At 58.7% G+C, this 19,748-nt stretch carries 17 protein-coding genes, 1 tRNA gene and 2 pseudogenes; 11 read left to right on the plus strand and 9 right to left on the minus strand.

Features of this window, described 5'->3' with window-relative positions; translation table 11 throughout:
- The first annotated feature begins 122 nt into the window (after window positions 1–122).
- On the plus strand, window positions 123–2,195 hold the full coding sequence (locus ASD46_RS02305; protein WP_060641834.1) for a lytic transglycosylase domain-containing protein: 2,073 nt from the start codon (window positions 123–125) through the stop codon (window positions 2,193–2,195).
- A 163-nt stretch (window positions 2,196–2,358) separates the two neighbouring features.
- On the opposite strand, the pseudogene ASD46_RS02310 reads toward ASD46_RS02305, so the two are convergent.
- The 3 genes and pseudogenes from ASD46_RS02310 to ASD46_RS02320 form a co-directional block, all read right to left on the minus strand.
- Window positions 2,359–3,382, minus strand: a pseudogene (locus tag ASD46_RS02310) (porin).
- A gap of 588 nt (window positions 3,383–3,970) precedes the next feature.
- Window positions 3,971–4,957 (minus strand): annotated as a pseudogene (locus tag ASD46_RS02315) (porin); the annotation flags it as partial.
- Window positions 4,958–5,758: 801 nt separating this feature from the next.
- Window positions 5,759–5,849: transfer RNA gene (locus ASD46_RS02320), tRNA-Ser, on the minus strand.
- A gap of 163 nt (window positions 5,850–6,012) precedes the next feature.
- On the opposite strand from ASD46_RS02320, the gene ASD46_RS02325 reads away from it, so the two are divergent.
- Complete coding sequence (locus ASD46_RS02325; RefSeq protein ID WP_003512218.1) at window positions 6,013–6,354, plus strand: hypothetical protein; 342 nt, start codon at window positions 6,013–6,015, stop codon at window positions 6,352–6,354.
- Between the two features lie 95 nt (window positions 6,355–6,449).
- A complete protein-coding gene (locus tag ASD46_RS27415) occupies window positions 6,450–6,626 on the plus strand; it encodes a hypothetical protein (protein WP_200951517.1) in 177 nt (58 codons plus the stop codon).
- 3 nt (window positions 6,627–6,629) lie between these two features.
- Here the strand turns inward: ASD46_RS27415 and ASD46_RS02330 are convergent, their stop codons facing one another.
- Both ASD46_RS02330 and ASD46_RS02335 read right to left on the minus strand, forming a co-directional pair.
- A complete protein-coding gene (locus ASD46_RS02330) occupies window positions 6,630–7,430 on the minus strand; it encodes an aldolase/citrate lyase family protein (protein WP_025592893.1) in 801 nt (266 codons plus the stop codon).
- 7 nt (window positions 7,431–7,437) lie between these two features.
- Window positions 7,438–8,655 (minus strand): NAD(P)/FAD-dependent oxidoreductase, encoded by a 1,218-nt coding sequence (locus ASD46_RS02335; RefSeq protein ID WP_025592892.1) that lies wholly within the window; start codon window positions 8,653–8,655, stop codon window positions 7,438–7,440.
- Window positions 8,656–8,983: 328 nt separating this feature from the next.
- Between ASD46_RS02335 and ASD46_RS02340 the strand changes: the two genes are divergently transcribed.
- Window positions 8,984–9,331, plus strand: coding sequence for a hypothetical protein (locus ASD46_RS02340; protein WP_013635784.1), 348 nt, complete (start codon window positions 8,984–8,986; stop codon window positions 9,329–9,331).
- 159 nt (window positions 9,332–9,490) lie between these two features.
- Window positions 9,491–10,603 (plus strand): pyridoxal phosphate-dependent aminotransferase, encoded by a 1,113-nt coding sequence (locus ASD46_RS02345; protein WP_013635783.1) that lies wholly within the window; start codon window positions 9,491–9,493, stop codon window positions 10,601–10,603.
- 411 nt (window positions 10,604–11,014) lie between these two features.
- Here ASD46_RS02345 and ASD46_RS02350 read toward each other — a convergent pair whose 3' ends face one another.
- Complete coding sequence (locus tag ASD46_RS02350; protein ID WP_003496982.1) at window positions 11,015–11,281, minus strand: sel1 repeat family protein; 267 nt, start codon at window positions 11,279–11,281, stop codon at window positions 11,015–11,017.
- A 481-nt stretch (window positions 11,282–11,762) separates the two neighbouring features.
- Here ASD46_RS02350 and ASD46_RS02355 point away from each other — a divergent pair, with 481 nt between their 5' ends.
- The 5 genes from ASD46_RS02355 to amn all read left to right on the plus strand — a co-directional run bounded on the left by ASD46_RS02355 (window position 11,763) and on the right by amn (window position 14,953).
- Window positions 11,763–12,101: a DUF2147 domain-containing protein gene (locus tag ASD46_RS02355; RefSeq protein WP_003512209.1), complete on the plus strand. Its 339-nt coding sequence runs from the start codon at window positions 11,763–11,765 to the stop codon at window positions 12,099–12,101.
- Window positions 12,102–12,222: 121 nt separating this feature from the next.
- Entirely contained in the window at window positions 12,223–12,819 is a 597-nt protein-coding gene (locus tag ASD46_RS02360) for a hypothetical protein (protein ID WP_025592889.1), read from the plus strand.
- 159 nt (window positions 12,820–12,978) lie between these two features.
- Window positions 12,979–13,161: a hypothetical protein gene (locus ASD46_RS27310; RefSeq protein ID WP_013635780.1), complete on the plus strand. Its 183-nt coding sequence runs from the start codon at window positions 12,979–12,981 to the stop codon at window positions 13,159–13,161.
- 10 nt (window positions 13,162–13,171) lie between these two features.
- The gene (locus tag ASD46_RS27420) at window positions 13,172–13,345 is read left to right on the plus strand and encodes a hypothetical protein (RefSeq protein ID WP_003509979.1); all 174 of its coding nucleotides are present in this window, start codon (window positions 13,172–13,174) and stop codon (window positions 13,343–13,345) included.
- Between the two features lie 102 nt (window positions 13,346–13,447).
- The gene (amn, locus tag ASD46_RS02370) at window positions 13,448–14,953 is read left to right on the plus strand and encodes an AMP nucleosidase (protein WP_003512205.1); all 1,506 of its coding nucleotides are present in this window, start codon (window positions 13,448–13,450) and stop codon (window positions 14,951–14,953) included.
- Window positions 14,954–15,165: 212 nt separating this feature from the next.
- On the opposite strand, the gene ASD46_RS02375 is transcribed toward amn, so the two are convergent.
- The 3 genes from ASD46_RS02375 to ASD46_RS02385 form a co-directional block, all read right to left on the minus strand.
- A complete protein-coding gene (locus ASD46_RS02375) occupies window positions 15,166–15,636 on the minus strand; it encodes an OsmC family protein (RefSeq protein WP_025592887.1) in 471 nt (156 codons plus the stop codon).
- Window positions 15,637–15,694: 58 nt separating this feature from the next.
- Window positions 15,695–17,071 (minus strand): aspartate aminotransferase family protein, encoded by a 1,377-nt coding sequence (locus ASD46_RS02380; RefSeq protein ID WP_025592886.1) that lies wholly within the window; start codon window positions 17,069–17,071, stop codon window positions 15,695–15,697.
- 210 nt (window positions 17,072–17,281) lie between these two features.
- A complete protein-coding gene (locus tag ASD46_RS02385) occupies window positions 17,282–18,190 on the minus strand; it encodes a diacylglycerol/lipid kinase family protein (RefSeq protein WP_013635775.1) in 909 nt (302 codons plus the stop codon).
- 235 nt (window positions 18,191–18,425) lie between these two features.
- On the opposite strand from ASD46_RS02385, the gene ASD46_RS02390 reads away from it, so the two are divergent.
- Entirely contained in the window at window positions 18,426–19,670 is a 1,245-nt protein-coding gene (locus ASD46_RS02390) for an MFS transporter (RefSeq protein WP_013635774.1), read from the plus strand.
- Window positions 19,671–19,748: the final 78 nt, after the last annotated feature.

Here is a 19,748-nt window from a genome sequence, read left to right on the forward strand (position 1 = left end):
TTCCAGAGCGGGATCTGAGGCGAAACTCATAGGTGCAACGCACTGGCGCATTTCGCAATCCCGCTGCAATGAAACGACAATACAAGAAGGTCGATTGTTTCCGTCCAGTGATGAAGAGCGGTATGAAAAAGACAGTTTGGGGATTGATGGCGGCAGGTCTTGCCGCGACCGTTTGGAACGCGCTGGCCGGCCCCGTGCCGGAAGCTGCCGTGCCGCTTCCCTATTTGAAGCCGAATGCGCCTGCTGTTCCCGCCTTCATGCCGGCCTCGCCCGAAATTACCGGCGCCATACCACGCCTTAACCGGCCTGACGATGCGAGCCAGCTTAAAGCCGGACTGGATGCGCTTTCCAGCCGCGACACGACACGCGCCATCGCCCTTCGCAACGCCATGCAGACAGGCAGTCTCGACCGGCATATTCTTACCTGGGCGATTGCCATTTCCGGGCAGAAGGACGTGCCTTCCGCCGAAATCACTACAGCCCAGAGCGAACTGGCGGGGTGGCCGGGTGCGGCGACGCTGCGCGCCAATTCCGAAAAGGCGCTTTACCGCGAAAATCCACCGGCACCCCAGGTGCTTGCCGCTTTTGGCAGCGGCCGGCCGGAAACAGCCGAGGGCACCGTTGTGCTCGCCAAGGCCCTCACCTCTTCCGGCAAGGCTTTGGAAGCACAACGCCTCATTCGCCAGCTCTGGGTGAGCGAAGGCATGGACAAGGACATGGAAGACCGTGTTCTTGCCGAGTTCCCCACTTATCTGACGCCCGCCGACCACAAGGCGCGGATGGATTATCTGATGTATCGCAGCCGAATCGGCCAGGCGAAACGTTTCGGTGATCTCGGCAAGGCGCAGTCGCTCTACAATGCCTGGGCCGCCGTGCTGCAGCGCTCAGGCAATGCCGTGGCGCTGCTGGGCAAGGTTGACGCCAACTTGCGCAGCGACCCTGCTTTTCTCTTCGCGCGCATCGAAAATCTCCGTAACCAGCAGAAATATCCGGAAGCCGCAGCACTTTTAAAGCAGGCGCCGAAGGACACGGCAAAACTCGTCAATCCCGGCGAATGGTGGAACGAGCGGCGAATCATCGCGCGCGGCGTCGCCGATCTCGGCGATTTTGCCGAAGCCTATCGCATCGTCGCCAATCATTCGGCCACGTCAGCCGTCGATGTTGCCGATGCGGAATTCCATGCTGGCTGGTATGCGTTGCGGGCACTGCGCGATCCCGCCACGGCCTCACGCCACTTCAACACCCTTTTGCAGACCTCGAATCGGCCACTTTCCGCCTCGCGGGCCTATTATTGGCTTGGGCGGGCGGCGGAAGTGGGCGGGCCGGGCAACGCCCGCGATTTCTTCACCAAGGCGGCTGCCCATTCCGGCACCTTTTACGGCCAGCTTGCCGCCGCACGAATCGATGCAAAGACGCTGAACGTCACATACCCTGCTCCGAGCGCTGCCGACCGTGAACGCTTTGCCGGCCGCGAAGCGGTGCGGGCCATAGACAGGCTGGAAGCCGCAGGCTACGGCTGGCGGGCCGACAGCCTCTACAGGTCATTGGCAGATCAGCTCGACAGCCCGGGCGAGCTTGCCATTCTGGCAGCAAGGGCAGAGGGCAACGGCAACCATCAGGTATCACTGCAAATCGGCAAGACGGCCTTCAGCCGCGGCATCGATGCGGCCGCCCTTGCCTATCCGCTCGGTGTCATTCCCGCCAGTGCCAATATTGCCGGCTCCGGCAAGGCGCTTGCCTATGCCATCGCCCGGCAGGAAAGCGCCTTCAACCCGGCCGCCGTCTCCGCTGCCAATGCCCGCGGACTGCTGCAATTATTGCCCGGAACCGCCAAGGGCGTGGCCGGACGCCACGGCCTGCCCTACACTCAGGCGATGCTGACTAGCGACGCCGGATATAACGCCACGCTCGGCGCACATTATCTCGGCGAACAGATCGACAGTTTCGGCGGCTCCTACATCCTCACCTTCATCGCCTATAATGCCGGCCCGAAACGTGTGCCGGAATGGATCGCCCGCTATGGCGACCCCCGCGGCAAGCCTATCGACGATGTCGTGGACTGGATCGAGCGCATCCCCTTCCCCGAAACCCGCAATTACGTGCAGCGGGTTATGGAGAATTATCAGGTCTACAAGACGAGGCTTGGACAACAGGCCGATATTGTTGATGACCTGCGTCATGGCCGGGCGGGGTAACAATCGAGATTTTCGGTTGATGACTGTGAAAATATCGAAGCACCGGCTGGCCCGGTGCTTTTTTGTTTTCAGGATGCACCGGGCAGTTACGCTTTTACGGCACTCAAACGAAAAAGCCCGGCTCGAGAGCCGGGCTTTCCATCACTGACAATGTCAGATCAAATTAGAACGTGCGCTGAAGGCGAACGAAACCAACCCAGCTGTCGCCAGCGCCCGTGTCGAAACCTTCGGTGCCGTCAACATCTTGGTAGTTAACAGCAACCTTGGCATCAAGACCTTGGGTAATCTTGTAGTCAACCGTAACACCAGCGCGCCATGCGTCGCGATCACCGGTGAAGTCGTTGTCAGGACCGATGTCGATCGTGCCGAGGTACTGAGCAGCAGGCGTAATGGTCAGCTTGTCAGTCGCTTTGATAGCGTATTCAGCAGCAACTGCCCACTCAGACTCTTCGTAGTAATAGTTTGCGCCAGAAGCCCAAACGCCGGAGAGGCCGAAGGTGCCGGGACCGATGTCAGCATACACGATAGCGCGGATTGCGCCGTTTTCCTGGTCGGTGTCGTAGGAGCCGAGCAGGTTAGCGGTGACCGCACCGAACTTGGCGCCAATGATGCCGCTTACGCCGACATTGTTCGAACGTTCAAATGATCCGCCCTTTATGAAGTCTCCAGAGATATTGGAGACATCACGACCAGCATCCAGCTCTTCAACGCTGATACCAGCATAGAACGAACCAGCGTCGTAGGTGTAACGCAGAGCGTTGCCGCGGGTGGTGTTCGAAGACAAGATGTCGGTTTCGCCGGAGAGATCGTCATCCCACCAGGTGTACATGTAACCGACCTTCAGGCCGCCGAGTTCGATGAAAGCCTGGTCGACGTTGACGCCACGGCTCGAGTCGTTGCTAGCCTGGCCGCGAAGACCGATGTAACCACGCAGAGCGCCGAGTTCGGTGTCGGTGCGGGTGTCGATGTTGAACTGGGCGCGCGTGAACGAGTTCCAGTCAGACGTACCGGACTGGTTACGACCGAAGTCTGTCTGGAAACGGATGTAACCGTCGAACTTCAGGCAGGTTTCGGTGCCGGGGATGTAGAAGAAGCCGGTGCCGAAAGCGTCGCAAACGCGAACGTATTCCAGGGGCTCAGGCTCAGCAGCGAGCAGCGGAGCCGATCAAAAGGCTCTTGATGTTCATGGTTGACCTCCAGTCAAACGCTTAATTTTCTAAGCAGCGGGTGGGGAAACACAACTAAATGCGTGCCGCTTATGGAGATGATTAGAGCCAAAACCGGCCGGGGAGGCAATCCCAATGATGACAAAAGGAAGACAGTAAGGGGACCTTAGTTTTGCATTGTTGCGAAATAGCTACAATTCTAACCGACGGGCAGCACTTCCTAACAAAACGTTAATAATTCATGCTTTTCAGCGACTTAAGCGAAATGCCGATAAATGAGATAAGTCATTCCTCATCCCACCGCCAGAATTCTGACATCGCTGCGCCACGGGAAATCGTCTGAAACGCGGTGCCGTTGGTGGGAAATCGGGCTGTCGGCAGCAACGCTTCCATCCGCAGCAAGAGAGAATCAGTTCCCAGTTTGACGGGCCCAAAACAGTTGAGTGGCAGACGAATCGGCAACGATACAAACCGACCTAAGCCGTGACGGAAAGTCGCCGGGATATCGAAACGCCGGCCAATCGACGCTTTGCCCCCCCGCCAATGTACATCAAAAAAAAAGCCCGGCTCAAGAGCCGGGCTTTCCATAACTGACAATGTCAGATCAGATTAGAACGTGCGCTGAAGGCGAACGAAACCAACCCAGCTGTCGCCAGCGCCCGTATCAACACCCTCGGTGCCGTCTACGTCCTGGTAGTTAACCGAAACCAGCGAGGAGAGGCCGTCGGTGATCTTGTAGCCAACAGCTACACCAGCGCGCCATGCATCGCGATCGCCAACCCAGTCGTTGTTAGCGCCGAGGTCGATCGTGTTGAAGTACTGAACGCCGGGAGTGATGGTCAGCTTGTCAGTTGCCTTGATAGCGTATTCGGCAGCAACGGTCCACTCGGACTCTTCGTAGTAGCGGTTTGCGCCAGAAGCCCAAACGCCAGAGAGACCAAGAGTGCCAGGGCCGATGTCAGCCGTCACGATAGCGCGAACTGCGCCTTCTTCTGCGTCGGTGTCGTAGCCGCCGAGTACGTTAGCCTTAACGCCGCCGAAGTTAGCGCCGATGATACCGGATACGCCAACGTTGTTCGCACGTTCGAACGAGCCGCCCTTGAGGAAGTCAGCGGAGATGTTGGAATCGCCGCGGGCGCCTTCGAGTTCTTCAACTGCAACGCCAACGTAGAACGAGCCAGCGTCGTAGGTATAGCGAATAGCGTTCAGACGCGTAGCATTCGAAGAAAGGCTGTCAACTTCGCCGGAGAGACCATCATCCCACCAGTTGTAGTAGTAACCAACCTTCAGGCCGCCGAGCTCGATGAAAGCCTGGTCGACAACAACACCACGCGAGGAGTCGTTGCTGGCCTGACCGCGCAGACCGATGAAGCCGCGCAGAGCGCCGAGTTCAGTGTCGGAGCGGGTGTCGATGTCGAACTGGGCGCGCGTGAACGAGTTCCAGTCAGACGTGCCGGACTTGTCACGGCCGAAGTCAGTCTGGAAACGGATGTAACCCGAGAACTTCAGGCAGGTTTCGGTGCCGGGGATGTAGAAGAAGCCGGTGCCGAAAGCGTCGCAAACGCGAACGTATTCCAGGGGCTCAGGCTCAGCAGCGAATGAGAAGGCTCTTGATGTTCATGATTGACCTCCAGTCAAAGTTTTTAAGTGGGTCTGGGTACTTTTGCCGAAGGACAGCATTCCCTGCCCCATTCCCGTGTTCTTAGAAGCCAAACGATCCACCGCCTCGCTTCTGGTCGTGAAAATACAAAAGGTTTCGCCGCTTGCAATCGCCAACATCCGATAAAGCGCATTTACGTACATGCTTCATTTCGGTTTGTTGCGGAAACAGCACACAGTGGGCACACGGCCCATAGGTGGCTTTACCATGCGTTAAGAAATGACTTGAAAATCCGTTAGTTAGCGCGGTTAACAAGGTCTTTCTAAACTATAGGCCTTTTCGGAGATCCCTTGCCCCGCAGGGGAAGGGCGATGGAAACTTTTGCCCCGTTCCGGCCCCACACTTAGTATGGCTCCCCGGTGCGCACATAGAAACAACAGTGAAACCCGAGCGGTTCGCCACCGATTCCCCATCAACGATTCGGCTCGCAGGCTCCGGCACTTCAATTGTTTGGCCGATTGCGTCCGCAAGCGTTACGGGACGAGTCGTGAAACGGTGCGGGATACGAGTGTGTGTCACTTGGGTACAGAGTGCTTTGTAACTGCCTGCAAGAAACGAGGGGCAGAATCGAGTCGGCCCATTAGCTCTCTCCACTATCCTGCGGTTTATCGCAGGGGTCCGGCGTTTCGCGAAACGTGCTGAAGAACGAACTGGCATGCGGAAACGCATGCTTTGGGTGTCTGCTTGGAAGAAGTAGCTTTTTAGGGAGGTTTATAATTTCAGGCTGCGTGCCGAAATGGCGGAGAGGATGGGATTCGAACCCACGATACGCTTTTGACGTATACTCCCTTAGCAGGGGAGCGCCTTCGACCACTCGGCCACCTCTCCGGTGCGGCCTGATTATTGCTTTAAAAAAATGAATGCAAGGGTTTTTCGCCAAGAAGCCGAAAAACCTGTTGGCCGAACGCCCGCCAGCGAAACTTTGCGGGCCATTGGGGAACTTCTTCTCTTCCGGCACGTTCTGGCTTCGGTAACAAAAAGAGGTGTTCTAATGGCTCAGACCAAACTGAATGTTGTCGAAGATACGATCGAAAACCAGATTGCGGAGTTGCGTTCGCAGATTTCGTCTCTCTCCAAGTCCGTTTCCGCTCGTGCGGAAGGCGTTGGTGAAGATGCATCCGAATTTCTGGACGAGGCTCGTGGCCGCGTTCGCAAGGCGGCAAGCAATGTGCGCGCCCAGGGCCAGAACGTTGTGGAAGCAGTCAAGGAAAACCCCGGCACTGCAACCTCGCTGCTGACGATCGTCGGCGCACTCGGCTTTGCGATCGGTTATGCGGTCGGCGCTGGTACTCAGCAGAGTTCTTCGAACAGCAGCCTTTATCGCTGGCGCTGATTGCGGCACTAGAGGCTAGAATTCAGGCAAGGCGGGATACGTTCCGCCTTGCCTGTTCGCATTTATTTCAGAGAATTGACGAACGGGGGGCGGAAATGGTGTTCAGCAGCGATCTTGAAGAAGCATTGTCGGATTTCGCGAGAGATCACGGCCTTGACAGGGATGAGGCTATACAGCGCATCGTCCGCGCCGCACTCATCAATAGCGGTTATCTCGGTTCCGGCGAAGAAGGCATTCCGCCGGAAAAGCTGAACGCCAGCAACGATGACTAAGACTCAATATCCGGATTTGGATGGCGCAGGCGCTACCCCGCCCTTGTAGCGGCTGGAAAGCGCACGCAGTGTATTGGAAAACTCCGTGACATCGGCGCCAACAGCCACGAAAGATGCGCCGAGTTCCAGATAACGGCGATTGAAGGTCTCGTTGAAGGTGAGAATGCCCGCAGCTTTGCCGGCCGCGACGATCTTGACGATCGCTGCCTCGATTACGGCCTGCACTTCCGGCTCATCCAGCCTGCCGAGATAGCCCATATCCGCAGCAAGATCGGCCGGGCCGATGAAGATGCCGTCCACACCTTCCACCGCAAGAATATTGTCGAGATCATTGATCGCGGCGCGCGTTTCCGCCTGCACCAGCAGGCACACGCTGTCGGACGCACTGTCGGCATAATCGGCTATGGTGTTGAAGGCTGAGGCGCGGGCAACCGCCGCCCCCATGCCGCGAATGCCGCGCGGCGGATAGTGCATCGCACTGACCAAATCTTCAGCCTGCGCCGCCGAATCGACCATGGGCACCAGAAGCGTGCGGGCGCCTGCGTCCAGCAGCTGCTTGATCATCCAGCTTTCGCCAACGGGCACACGCACCACCGGTTCGGCGGGCGATGTGGCGAGAGCGCGCAATTGGTCGATGATGCTGCGAAGATCGTTCGGGCCGTGTTCACCATCGATGACCAGCCAGTCAAAACCCGCTGTTCCGGCAATTTCCGCCGTGATGGCCTCACCCATATCGAGCCAGAGGCCGATTTGCGGCCTGCCGGCGTGGATGGCTGTTTTGAAACGATTTTCGGGAGCGGGCATGATGTCCTCAGGAAAGCAGTAATTTCAGATCGGCGGACGGGTCCGCCAGGATGGCGCGATCTGGCTCAGCGCCGGTATCGAGCAGTTTTTTGCCGGAAACATAAGCCTTGGCATCGTTGACGGCATCGACCGCCACGAATCGCCCGTCGCGGAAATACCAGACCGACCAGCTGCCTTCGCGCGCGCCGCGCCGCAGCACAGTCTCGTCATAACCGAGGTTGAAGCCGGCGATCTGCAGCTTCACCTCGTATTGATCAGACCAGAACCAGGGTTTGGCATCATAGGAGACTTCGGCGCCTGCCAGTACGTGAGCGGCGGCCTCGGCCTGATCAACCGCGTTCTGGACTGATTCGAGACGCACAAGCTGGCCCCGCCACGGCAGCAACGCGCAATCGCCCGCCGCGTGGATATCCTTGTCCGAGCTGCGGGTGTGTTCATCCACCACGATGCCATTGCCGACATCGAGGCCCGATTCGCGGGCAAGGCGATCGTTCGGGGTTACGCCAATGCCGACAATGACGAAATCCACGTCAAGCACCGAACCATCGGAAAGCTCGGCAGCGGCTACTCGGCCATCCATGCCGACGAGCCGCACGAGGCCGGTCTTTTCGCGGATGGAGACGCCGTGCTCCTGATGGATGCCGCGCATGATATCGGCGGTTTCCTTTGCCGCCACGCGCTGGAGAATGCGGTCGGCCATTTCGATCAGCGTGACCTCGAGACCGAGCTTGCGGGCGACGGCTGCCGCTTCCAGACCGATATAACCACCGCCAATAACCAGCAGCCTGCGGCCGGGTTTCATTTCCTCAAACAGCCCGTCAGCATCGCGCTTGTCGCGAACGGTCAGAACACCTTCGAGATCGCCACCGATGCTGGCGGGCAGCTCGCGTGGTGCAGCACCGGTCGCCAGTACCAGCTTGTCGTAGGAAAGCGTGCTGCCATCCTGCATGCGAACGGATTTGGCAGCGCGGTCTATCTCCTCCACGAAGGTGGAGAGCCGGATATCGACATTGTTTTCCGCGTACCACTCCTCAGGGCGGAACATCAGCCGGTCGAAGCTCATCTCGCCTAAAAGGTATTTTTTCGACAGTGGCGGCCGTTGATAAGGATAGGCATCCTCCGAGCCGATGATGGTGATGGGGCGCTCATCCTTCAGCGCCCTGAGCTTTGCCGCCAGCGCGAAAGCGGCCTGCCCCGCCCCGACGATTACCAGCCTTCCCGCCACATTCCACTCCCAGAACAATCGCCAATGGGCAGATTTGCCGCACCCTGCGAAGACATATTGCGGGATCAGGCGTAACGCCAAGTACGGCCCGCGTCAACCGTACAGCGCCGCCAGCCCGGTGCAAGCATGACACATTATCACCCCAGACTGCGACACCCTTGCAACCGGAAGGAGCCGGATGCATTTCTTCAAGAGAAACATCGGCTTCCGACAGGCGGTCTGGCCCATGTCGAGACGCACAACAGACAATTGCGCGGATTTCCTTCACGCACTGGCAAGGAAGCCGCGTTAAAATCGGCATCAGGAAAAGGCAATCCGGGAGGTTGTCATGGCTTTACATATTGATCACCGTCAAAGCGTCCCGCAGGACGAGCAATACGAGAAGTTTCAGATCGACCGGCCCGGAAAGATCACCTTCATCGGGCATCACCTCAGCGCCAAGGATACCATGCGCTGCCTGGTGCGCAGCATCTCGCTTTACGGCGCAGAGATCGAGGTCAGCCCGCATCTGGAGATGCCCACTAACTTCTATCTGGAAATTCTCGGCATTCGCGATGAGATCGGCTGCAACCTGATCCGCAGGGAAGAGGAAAAGGTCACCATCGGATTCAACATGTTGATCGACGCGGAGTTCCTGCACCACGTGCGCAGGCTGAGTTTCGAGACCAGCGTCTGAGCCGCATCGACCGATTAGCGGCCGAGTTTTTCTCTCACGGCGCGACGGTGGAAAAAACTGTTCCAAAACAGGCATCCGTTAACCGGGCGCGACTTGCGTCCGGTTTTTTTGCACCTATTGTGTGCCGGGTTTTCAAACAGGTACTGGAAATCTCAGCCAATGTCCGCTTTCTCACGTCTTACGCCGCTAGCCGTCTCTCTTCCTTCAACCGTTCCCTTCGTCGGCCCGGAAGCCATCGAGCGGGGCCGCGGCCTGAAGGTGGAAGCGCGGATAGGCGCCAATGAAAGCGGGTTCGGCCCTGCCCCATCCGTGCTTATGGCCATGCGGGATGCTGCCGCCGAGACCTGGATGTACAGCGATCCGGAAAATTTCGAACTGAAGGAAGCACTCGCCATCCACCACGGCGTTTCGCGTGGCAATATCGCCATTGGCGGCGGTGTCGATGGTTTGCTGGGTGAGATCGCCAGGCTAATCGTTGAGCCGGGAACGCCGGTGGTCACCTCGCTCGGCGGTTATCCTACCTTCAATTACCATGTGAACGGCTTTGGCGGAAAACTCGTGACCACGCCATATGTCGACGATCACGAGAACCTCGACGGGCTTCTCGATCTCGTCATCCGGGAAAATGCACCGCTGGTCTATTTCGCCAATCCCGACAATCCGATGGGAAGCTGGTGGGAGGCAAGCGAGGTCGTGGCCTTTGCCCGTGCGCTGCCGGAAACCTGCCTGCTCATTCTGGACGAGGCCTATTGCGAGACCGCACCTGCCAGCGCCGTGCCAAGCATCGACGCCCTTATCGGCCAGCCGAACATCCTGCGCATGCGGACTTTCTCGAAAGCCTACGGGCTTGCTGGCGCCCGCGTGGGGTATGCGATCGGCACGCTCGGCAATGTCGAAGCCTTCGACAAGATCCGCAATCATTTCGGCATGGCACGCGTTTCGGTCGCCGGCGCATTGGCGGCACTGAAGGATCAGGCCTATCTGCATGACGTCGTTGGAAAAATTGCGGTGGCTCGAGATCGCATTTCTGCGATTGCCCGCAGTAACGGCCTCTCGCCCCTGCCGTCGGCAACCAATTTCGTCACCATCGATTGCCAGCGCGACGGCACTTACGCCCGCGCCATCGTCGACGGCTTGATGGAACATGGCGTGTTCATCCGCATGCCGGGCGTGGCGCCGCTCAACCGCTGCATTCGTGTGAGTGTGGGACCTGATGACAAGCTTGATCTTTTTGAACAGGCATTGCCGAAGGTCATCAAGGCGCTGGGTTGAGGTTTCGCTTGCCTTCTCCTCATTCCTGTTCTTGTCACGAGGAATCGAGCCAGCCCAAGTCCTTGGGCTGAAAGGATTCTTTCGCCACACAGACGTGTGCCGGCTGGATCCCCGTGGCAGGCAAAGGGATGAGGGTGGCGAGCCAGGCGGCATATGGTGCGATCGACCATTGCGTGCATCGATTCAACATCCTCTGACAAACCACTGTTCGCGAATCGTTTTCCATCAACCGACATCGCCAGACATAAGAAAACCGCGCCGGCCTTGTTCCTGCCGGTCGCGGTTTGATGTGTCAGCGCAAAAGCTCGTTTCAAAGCCCTCGCCGCATTCCCCTTCGGGTTTACTTTCGTTTGTACCGGTCATCGGGACTGGAGGGAACCGGACCGGAAATTCTGTCGCGGATAAGGTGCGTCAGTGCATCGTCATCCAGTCGCGTGCGGCACGCAGCGCTTCGGCCAGTTCCGCCTTGGTCATGTTGCGGGCAAGATCTGCTCGCAGCGAAGCGGCTCTTTCCGATCCGCGGATCGCGGCGATGTTGAGCCATTTGTGGGCCGCGACCAGATCCACCTTGCATCCCCGGCCGGTCGCATAGACCAGGCCGAGATTGCAAAGGGTGTCGGCGCGGGTTTCGCCACCGGCAACTGCCATTTCGATATCGCGAATTTCAAAGCGTGCCATCGTTTTAATCCCTGTCTTCTCGCCTGTTTCATCAAGTGCCTTCTTGTCGAGGCTAACCTTTGGAACTGCCGTCTTTTGCGGCTTTTTTGTTCTTCCGGCCGGCAGGTTTTCCCTGCGCTTCTGATGACCCCAATATGTCATGAGGCTTTCAACGGGCGCTTAAAAGGCATGATTAATGGGCCGCAAACAAACTGCAAACGATTGGTAAAATTGGGTTTTTGTTAAATATCACGAGGTGCGGAAATTAAGGACTTTCGAGCGAATTTTACGAAAACTTTAGAATTGGATTTCAACCCTTCATTCACCACGATCCAAACAACGGTTTTTCGAATTGCCCCTCTCCCACTCTCCTGACCGACGCAAATGCAGTCTCGCAGCTGGAATTTTCTGTTTCCTTTTACGTGAACGTCAAATACTATCCGCATGCCCGTGCGGAGGACGAAACGGGCAAAGAAAGCGCGACATGGACGGAGGAGTTTTTATGAAGCGTGTGATGATGATTGCTGCAGGCCTGCTGATCGGCAGCAACCCTGCTTTTGCTGCTGAGCCCATTGAAGGCAACTGGAAGACGGCGAGCGGCGAGACAGCCGTAATCGGCCCCTGCGGCGCAGCTTTCTGCGTGACGCTGAAGACAGGCAAACATGCGGGAAAACAGATCGGCAAGCTTTCCGGCAAGGGAAACAGCTATTCGGGCGATATTACCGATCCCGCCAATGACAAGACCTATAGCGGCTCCGGCACCGTTTCCGGCAATTCGCTGAGCATGAAGGGCTGCGTGCTGAAAATCCTGTGCAAATCGCAGACCTGGACGCGGTTGTGAGATAAGATGCGGCGGACAGGCTTGTAACAGCCTGTCCGTCGTCGCAGACGGCCGTCGTGTGTAACGCATATATCCGTTGATGTATCGTCACGGCCCGAACGAACACTCTTAAGAGCGACGCATGCCTGCCACCCTTTCCATAATCCTGATTTCGGGTACGTCCCATGTCGGCAAAAGCACCCTAGCCGGCCTGTTAAGCGAAAAGCTCCACTGCGAGGCAATTTCAACCGACAGCCTGGCACGCCACCCCGGGAGGCCATGGCCGGGCATACCCGCGCCTGTGGAGGAATATTACAGGCAGCTGTCGGCAGAAACGATCCATTGGTTTCTGAAGGTGCATCACCAGAATATCTGGCCGCTTGTGCGCGGGCTGATCGACAGCAAGACAGGCACCGGCAATATCGTCGTCTTCGAGGGCGCGGCCTTGCGGCCGGAATTTATAGCGCCCCTGCTGGGCAGCACGGTAGCCGGGATCTTTCTTCACGCACAGAATGACTTTCTCTCCGACAGAATGCGCGCGCATGCGGGATATAAAGATGCGACGGCGGGCCAGCGCCGGATCATGGACGCCTTCATTGAGCGGTCCTTGCGCGAAAATACCGAAATGCTGGCATCCGCGCGACACCATCACGTCCCGATCGTTGACATCGCCAATCCCCAAGCATTCGATGGCCTCGTCAACGAACTCACAGCCCGTGCGGTAGCCTCTCCGGCGTGATGCAAAAGCAGGCAATTTGAGGCCGCTGAAGCCATCCACCGCCCTAATTCACACTGGAAGTATCCCGTTAATCTCCCTGAACACCATATGAACCGGGGTCTCAGGGTCCGTTCAGTCCGAGTGTGGCAAAACTCTGTCCATGAACTCCAATAAAGGGGAATGGACATGACAAAGTTGATCAGCCGGCTGGCAATCTTCGCGTTTCTCATGGCGATCTTCGCCATGTCCTTCGCCTCGCTCGTCGTTAATCCCAACCGCAGCTTTCAGCGGGTTAATGCGGGTGCGGCGCTTGCCTGCCAGCACAGCCCGGCACCGGCCGCCAATTGCCCCGTCGTGCTGTGAGGACCGGCCGATGACGACGAGCTTTTCCAACGGCCTGTTTTCCGCACTGAGACTGGTGCTGATGGCATCGATCTTTCTAGGCCCGGTGGCGGGGCTTGCAGTTTACAAGGCAGATCCCCGCCCGGCATCAAAGGGCGCCGGTTTCGTGCTGCTGATGAGCCTGCAACGCGGCGCGCTCGGCTGAGATTTCACCGCCTGCCCTTTGCCGCAGCCATTTTTCCGTTTCTTTTCAGTTTCTTCGTATTTCTGTCGCTTGCCTGTCGAAATAGGCCTCCTATAATGGGCCATGACAATAGCAAAACGAACGATTCCGCCCTTCTCCTTCATCAGCCCCGAGCCTTTCGCGCCGCAGACGTTCACGGACCCGAAAGAAGCTGTCGAGGCTTTGACCGCGCTTTACGAACGCAATACGGCGTTCCTCATCAACTCCTTCACCGAACTTGCCAAGGGTGCGCCGATTACCGGCCGCTACCGCGCCTGTTATCCGCAGGTCAGCCTCGAGACATCCACTTTCGGTCATGTCGATTCGCGCCTTTCCTACGGCCATGTCACCTCCCCCGGCGTCTACACGACGACAATCACCCGGCCGGAGCTTTTCCGCCACTACCTGAAAGAGCAGCTGGGGCTTCTGATCAAGAACCACGGCGTTCCGGTGACGGTTGCCGAATCGGCCACGCCCATTCCGCTGCATTTCGCCTTTGGCGAAGGCGCTTATGTCGAGGCGGCGGCGGCATCCTCGCTGTCCGACGTGCCGTTGCGCGATCTTTTCGACACGCCCGATCTCAACAACACCGACGATCTCATTGCCAATGGCGAATATGATCAGGTGCCCGGCGAACCCGCGCCGCTTGCGCCGTTCACCGCGCAGCGCATCGATTATTCGCTGGCCCGCCTCAGCCATTATACGGCAACGAGCGCCAGCCATTTCCAGAACTTCGTGCTGTTCACCAACTACCAGTTCTATATCGACGAATTCGCCGCATGGGCGCGGCAGTTGATGAAGAATGGTGGCGAAGGCTACACGGCCTTCGTGGAGCCGGGCAACATCATCACCCCCGCCGGTTCCGACAGGCCGGACACGGATGCGGTGCTTGGCCGCCTGCCGCAGATGCCAGCCTATCACCTGAAGAAAAAGGGCCATGCCGGCATTACGCTGGTCAATATCGGTGTCGGCCCTTCCAACGCCAAGACGATCACCGACCATATCGCCGTGCTGCGCCCGCATGCCTGGCTGATGGTTGGCCATTGCGCCGGCCTGCGCAACAGCCAGCGCCTTGGCGATTATGTGCTGGCACACGCCTATGTGCGTGAGGATCACGTTCTGGACGACGACCTGCCGGTCTGGGTGCCGATTCCTGCTCTGGCGGAAGTACAGCTGGCGCTGGAAGGTGCGGTTGCGGAAGTCACCGGTTACGAGGGCTTCGAGCTGAAGCGCATCATGCGTACCGGCACCGTCGCCACGATCGACAACCGCAACTGGGAGCTTCGCGACCAGGCGGGCCCGGTCAAGCGCCTGTCGCAATCGCGCGCCATCGCACTCGACATGGAATCGGCCACCATCGCGGCCAACGGCTTCCGGTTCCGCGTGCCCTACGGCACCCTCCTCTGTGTCTCCGACAAGCCGCTGCACGGCGAATTGAAGCTGCCGGGCATGGCGACGGAGTTCTACCGCACGCAGGTTGCCCAGCATCTGCAGATCGGCATCCGCGCCGTGCAGAAACTCGCCGCCATGCCAACGGAAACGCTGCATTCGCGCAAGCTCAGAAGCTTCTACGAGACGGCATTCCAGTAAATTTGCGCATCCATGTCCTCAAGGTGGTGATGTTGCTCAGACACCTTGAGGCGCTGCAAAGGCTGGAAACCTCTCCGTCGTCATCCTCCGGCTTGACCCGAGGATCCACCACCGGTCGACTATGGATCCTCGGGTCAAGCCCGAGGATGACGTTGAATTTGGGCCGAGCAAAATAATCCGCTACGCGCGCTGGGGAAGCAACTACATCCGTCTCAAACCACCTTCACCGTCCCCTCCACACGCACGGGAAAATTCACCGACCGGGCGATGAAGCATTTGTCGTGGGCATCGTGGTGCAACTCATCAGCCCGCGCAAGATCACCCTTCGAGATGGTGATGACCGGTTTCAACACTACCTCGCTGAATTGCCCGGCGCCGTCCTTTTCCATAACCAGCGTGCCTTCGGCATTGTCGACATAGTCTTCAACGATGATGCCGTTGACGGAGCAGAAATGCAGGTACCATAGCTTGTGGCACGCCGAGAGCGAGGCAACCAGCAGGTCTTCCGGGTTCCAGCGGGAGGCATCGCCGCGAAAGGCGGGATCTGAAGAGCCGGCGATATCCGCTTTTCCGGACGTGGAAATCGTGTAGTCGCGTTCATAGTCACGGTAGCCCGAGGTACCCTTGCCGCGATTGCCTGTCCACTTCACCTGAACGGCATAGTGATGTTCCTGTCCTGCCATTTCATTCTCCCTTAGAGTTTTTTGTCGCATTTCCCGCACGTAAAACAACTACGCGCTTTTATTGGAAATGCTCTGGTGTATCGCGCAGGTGATCGAGCCCCTTGCGCAGAGTCTCGATGATCTGGTCCACCTCCGAGCGGCTGATCGTCAGCGCCGGTGAGGCCAGCATGCGGTCGCCGGTGGCACGCATGACGAGGCCGTTTGCCAGGCAATGGTTGCGCACGGCGGTGCCGATGTCATCCGGCTTGGCAAAACGCCTGCGGGTCGCCTTGTCGGCTGCAAGCTGCAGGCCACCCATGAGGCCGACATTCACTGCCTCACCCACCAATTCGTGGTCGGTGAGGCTTTTCCAGCCTTGCGAAAAATAAGGGCCGATATCATCCCGCACCCGTTCCACCAGCCCCTCATCCTCGATGATACGAATATTTTCCAGAGCAGCCGCGGCGCAGACGGGGTGGCCGGAATAGGTGAAGCCATGGTTGAAATCACCGACCTCGGACAACATCACATCCGCCACGCGGTCGGAAACGAGGACGCCGCCAATCGGCAGATAACCGGATGACAGGCCCTTGGCGACGGGCGCGAGGTCCGGCTCCACGCCGAAATGCTGGTAGCCGAACCAGGAACCGAGGCGGCCGAAACCGCAGATCACCTCGTCGGACACCAGCAGAATTTTGCGCGCCTTGCAGATGCGGGCGATTTCCGGCCAGTAGGTTTCCGGCGGCACAATGACCCCACCGGCGCCCTGAATGGGTTCCGCCACGAAAGCCGCGACATTCTCTTCACCGAGCTCGTCTATCTTCGCTTCCAGTTCGCGGGCCACCTTCAGGCCGAATTCCGCGGGTGAGAGATCGCCGCCTTCCGCATACCAATAGGGTTGGCCGATATGGGCGATACCCTCGATCGGCAGATTGCCCTGCTCGTGCATCCACTTCATGCCGCCGAGCGAAGCGCCGGCGACCGTAGAGCCGTGATAGCCGTTGCGGCGAGCGATCACCTTGGTCTTCGTCGGATGGCCGAGCGCCTTCCAGTAGACCCGTGCCATGCGGAACCAGGTGTCGGTGGCTTCCGAACCGGAATTGGTGAAGAACACATGGTTCATCTTCGGCCCGGCACGGGAAGCGATCTTCTGAGCCAGAAGTGTGGCTGATGGTGTCGTAGTGCCGAAAAAGGCGTTGTAATAGGGCAGTTCGTTCATCTGGCGCTGCACGACATCGGCGATCTCGCGGCGTCCGTAACCGATATTGACGCACCACAGTCCGGCAAAGGCGTCGAGATACTTCTTGCCGGTGCTGTCATAGATGAAGACGCCTTCTGCACGCTCGATGATGCGGGTGCCGCTCGCGTTCAGCTTACCCATATCGGAAAAGGGATGCAGGTGATGGGCGGCATCGATGGCGGCAAGGTTGGACGCCGGCTTGGAGACTTCATTCATGACAGATCGCACTCCCGCAAAGACGACGGCGCCTTCCGGAGCCGCACCCAACCGAACATGGCCGGGCGGCTTCGATTTGGCAAGACTGGCGTTTTTTGGGCGATCGAGACGATGACTCGGCCTTGCCGCTTGTTTCTTCTCCCCGCCGGGGAGAAAAAATGCGCCGCTATCTTGAAGCAGGTTCGATTGCACCGTTATGGAGGTGGTGCGCTACGCCAAGACCCCTCGCCCCACCAGCACCTTCAATTCGCCGGCATGGACTTCAAGTGCCACGTCGCGCTCCATCGGCAGCAATTCGCCATCGATGACGCAACGCACGTCATGGCGCTTCTTGGGGAAATGAAGTTCCACACCCGTGACGGTCGTGGCCGTTACAGCAGCGTTTTCCTTCAGCTTGCCGCGCAGGATGTCGAAAGCGAGCCTTGCGACGCCCGAGGGGCGCAGGGGATCGGTGAGATAGAAGCCGAGATGGCCGCCCGAGACATTATCCGCGACCAGAAGCGAGTTCTGCCCGAATTCATTGTTGGAGACGGAAATTGCTGACACCTTGCGGCGCTGCGTCTTGCCATTGACCGTATATTCCACCTCGAAGACCGGCGGATTGAGAATGACGCTGATGGCGGCGCGGACGCTTGCCTTGATCTTGCCAAGGCGGGAGGCGAAGGCGAGGTTGTTGCGATAGCGCACCATGCGCGAATGCAGGCCTGCGGAAAACTGGTGGACGAAAAGACGGCCGTTGGCGCTGGCGATATCGACATTGGCGATCTCGCCATTCGCCAGTGTCTCCAGGACGTGGCGGATATCGAGCGGCAGCTTCAGCGAGCGGGCGAACAGGTTCATGGTGCCGGCCGGTACGATACCGAGCGCGATGCCGTGTTTCCAGGCGATACCGGCAGCGGCCGAAATCGTTCCATCACCACCGCCGGCAATGATGCCTTCGATATCAGGCTCATCGGCGGCGCGTTCCATCTCCTCGACGACTTCCTTGCCGGAAACCACGCGGCAGTCGATTGTGTGGCCGGCGCGGGAAAAGACCTCGCGGGCGTGGTCGCAATAGGCATCCATATCCGTGGTGCGGAAGGTGCCGCCGTCACGATTGAAAATTGCAATGAGCTTCATATTTCCAACCTGATCCTGTGAGGCAGCCGCGCGTAAATGCTTGGGGTTATATAGGGTTCCAAACACCATCGCGTGAAGATGCTCTTTTGCCGAGAATCGCTCTACCGCAATGCATCATTTCATGTTAGATATCACTTAAGGTCATTTTCATGACCGCGCATCTCCAGTCAGGGCAGGCCGTTCCCATACGGTCTTGCCCTTTTTTCTGTGGGGTCCTCCCCCTTTTCAGGTCGCAATGAGCCATTCGAATTTGTCGGAAGCCCGCCTCGAGGCGGAGAGTGAAACCGTTGTTGCGGCAAGGCCTGCCGTGGCACTGACGCCGTTTGCCGTCGCACTCATCGAACTGGCGCTTGCCGCCGGCGGTTTCGGCATCGGCACCGGCGAATTCGCCATCATGGGCCTGCTGCCTGACGTCGCAACGACCTATGGCGTCACGGTGCCCCAGGCAGGTTACGTCATCACGGCCTATGCGCTGGGTGTCGTCATCGGCGCTCCCATCATCGCGGTGCTGGCTGCACGCATGACGCGGCGCACCCTGCTTCTCGGGCTCATGGGACTTTTCGCACTCGGCAATATCTTGAGCGCCGTCGCACCTGATTTCCTGAGCTTCACCGTGCTGCGCTTCATCACCGGCCTGCCGCACGGCGCCTATTTCGGCGTTGCAGCGCTGGTGGCCGCCTCCATGGCGCCAATCCACAAACGTGCCCGCGCCGTTGGCCGCGTCATGCTTGGCCTCACCATCGCCACGCTGCTTGGAACGCCGCTTGCCACTTTCTTCGGGCAGATGCTTTCCTGGCGCGCGGCCTTCATGCTGGTCGGCGGCATCGGGCTGTTGACCGTCGCCCTGCTGTGGCTGTTCCAGCCGCGCGACAGGGTAGAGGAAGGTGCCAGCGTTTGGCGTGAACTCGGGGCTTTCCGCCGCGTGCAGGTATGGCTGACGCTCGCCATCGCGTCGGTCGGTTTCGGCGGCATGTTCTCGGTTTTCAGCTATATCGCCAAGACCACCACCGATGTCGCGATGATGCCGGTTTCCACCGTCTCCATGGTCCTCGCCCTCTTCGGCATCGGCATGAATGTCGGCAATGTGGTCGGCTCGCGGCTGGCCGATATCTCGCTCAACGGCACGATCGGCGGCATGCTGGCCTTTAACGTGGTGGTCATGGCCGTGTTCGGCATGACGGCGCATGACCCGTTCATGATGTGTCTCTGCGTCTTCCTGATCGGCTGCGGTTTTGCCGCCTGCCCCGCCGTGCAGACGCGGCTGATGGATGTGGCAGCGGATGCGCAGACGCTTGCGGCTGCCTCCAACCACTCCGCCTTCAACATCGCCAACGCGCTCGGCGCATGGCTTGGCGGCATGGTCATCGCCATGGGCTATGGATATGCCTCCACCGGTTATGTGGGCGCTGTTCTTTCGCTTCTCGGGCTTGGCGTTTTCCTTGTGTCCGTCACCGTCGAACGGCGCGCAAAAGCCGGCTGAAAGCCGGTTTTTCAGCGGCCGGAACACCCGTTCCGGCACCTGCAATAAACCTTACGGAAATTTCACGATCGGCTCGCT

This window comes from Rhizobium sp. Root491, assembly GCF_001427205.1.
In the GTDB taxonomy this organism is placed as follows: Bacteria; Pseudomonadota; Alphaproteobacteria; order Rhizobiales; family Rhizobiaceae; genus Agrobacterium; species Agrobacterium tumefaciens.

What these genes read in the sequence shown, in the direction of transcription:
- ASD46_RS02340 (WP_013635784.1), top strand. Translation starts at nt 8,984, where the DNA reads ATGGCTTTACATATTGATCACCGTCAAAGCGTCCCGCAGGACGAGCAA.
- ASD46_RS02345 (WP_013635783.1), top strand. Translation starts at nt 9,491, where the DNA reads ATGTCCGCTTTCTCACGTCTTACGCCGCTAGCCGTCTCTCTTCCTTCA.
- ASD46_RS02360 (WP_025592889.1), top strand. Translation starts at nt 12,223, where the DNA reads ATGCCTGCCACCCTTTCCATAATCCTGATTTCGGGTACGTCCCATGTC.
- ASD46_RS27420 (WP_003509979.1), top strand. Translation starts at nt 13,172, where the DNA reads ATGACGACGAGCTTTTCCAACGGCCTGTTTTCCGCACTGAGACTGGTG.
- ASD46_RS27415 (WP_200951517.1), top strand. Translation starts at nt 6,450, where the DNA reads ATGGTGTTCAGCAGCGATCTTGAAGAAGCATTGTCGGATTTCGCGAGA.
- ASD46_RS02325 (WP_003512218.1), top strand. Translation starts at nt 6,013, where the DNA reads ATGGCTCAGACCAAACTGAATGTTGTCGAAGATACGATCGAAAACCAG.
- ASD46_RS02380 (WP_025592886.1), bottom strand. Translation starts at nt 17,071, where the DNA reads ATGAATGAAGTCTCCAAGCCGGCGTCCAACCTTGCCGCCATCGATGCC.
- ASD46_RS02385 (WP_013635775.1), bottom strand. Translation starts at nt 18,190, where the DNA reads ATGAAGCTCATTGCAATTTTCAATCGTGACGGCGGCACCTTCCGCACC.
- ASD46_RS27310 (WP_013635780.1), top strand. Translation starts at nt 12,979, where the DNA reads ATGGACATGACAAAGTTGATCAGCCGGCTGGCAATCTTCGCGTTTCTC.
- amn (WP_003512205.1), top strand. Translation starts at nt 13,448, where the DNA reads ATGACAATAGCAAAACGAACGATTCCGCCCTTCTCCTTCATCAGCCCC.
- ASD46_RS02330 (WP_025592893.1), bottom strand. Translation starts at nt 7,430, where the DNA reads ATGCCCGCTCCCGAAAATCGTTTCAAAACAGCCATCCACGCCGGCAGG.
- ASD46_RS02390 (WP_013635774.1), top strand. Translation starts at nt 18,426, where the DNA reads ATGAGCCATTCGAATTTGTCGGAAGCCCGCCTCGAGGCGGAGAGTGAA.
- ASD46_RS02375 (WP_025592887.1), bottom strand. Translation starts at nt 15,636, where the DNA reads ATGGCAGGACAGGAACATCACTATGCCGTTCAGGTGAAGTGGACAGGC.
- ASD46_RS02350 (WP_003496982.1), bottom strand. Translation starts at nt 11,281, where the DNA reads ATGGCACGCTTTGAAATTCGCGATATCGAAATGGCAGTTGCCGGTGGC.
- ASD46_RS02355 (WP_003512209.1), top strand. Translation starts at nt 11,763, where the DNA reads ATGAAGCGTGTGATGATGATTGCTGCAGGCCTGCTGATCGGCAGCAAC.
- ASD46_RS02305 (WP_060641834.1), top strand. Translation starts at nt 123, where the DNA reads ATGAAAAAGACAGTTTGGGGATTGATGGCGGCAGGTCTTGCCGCGACC.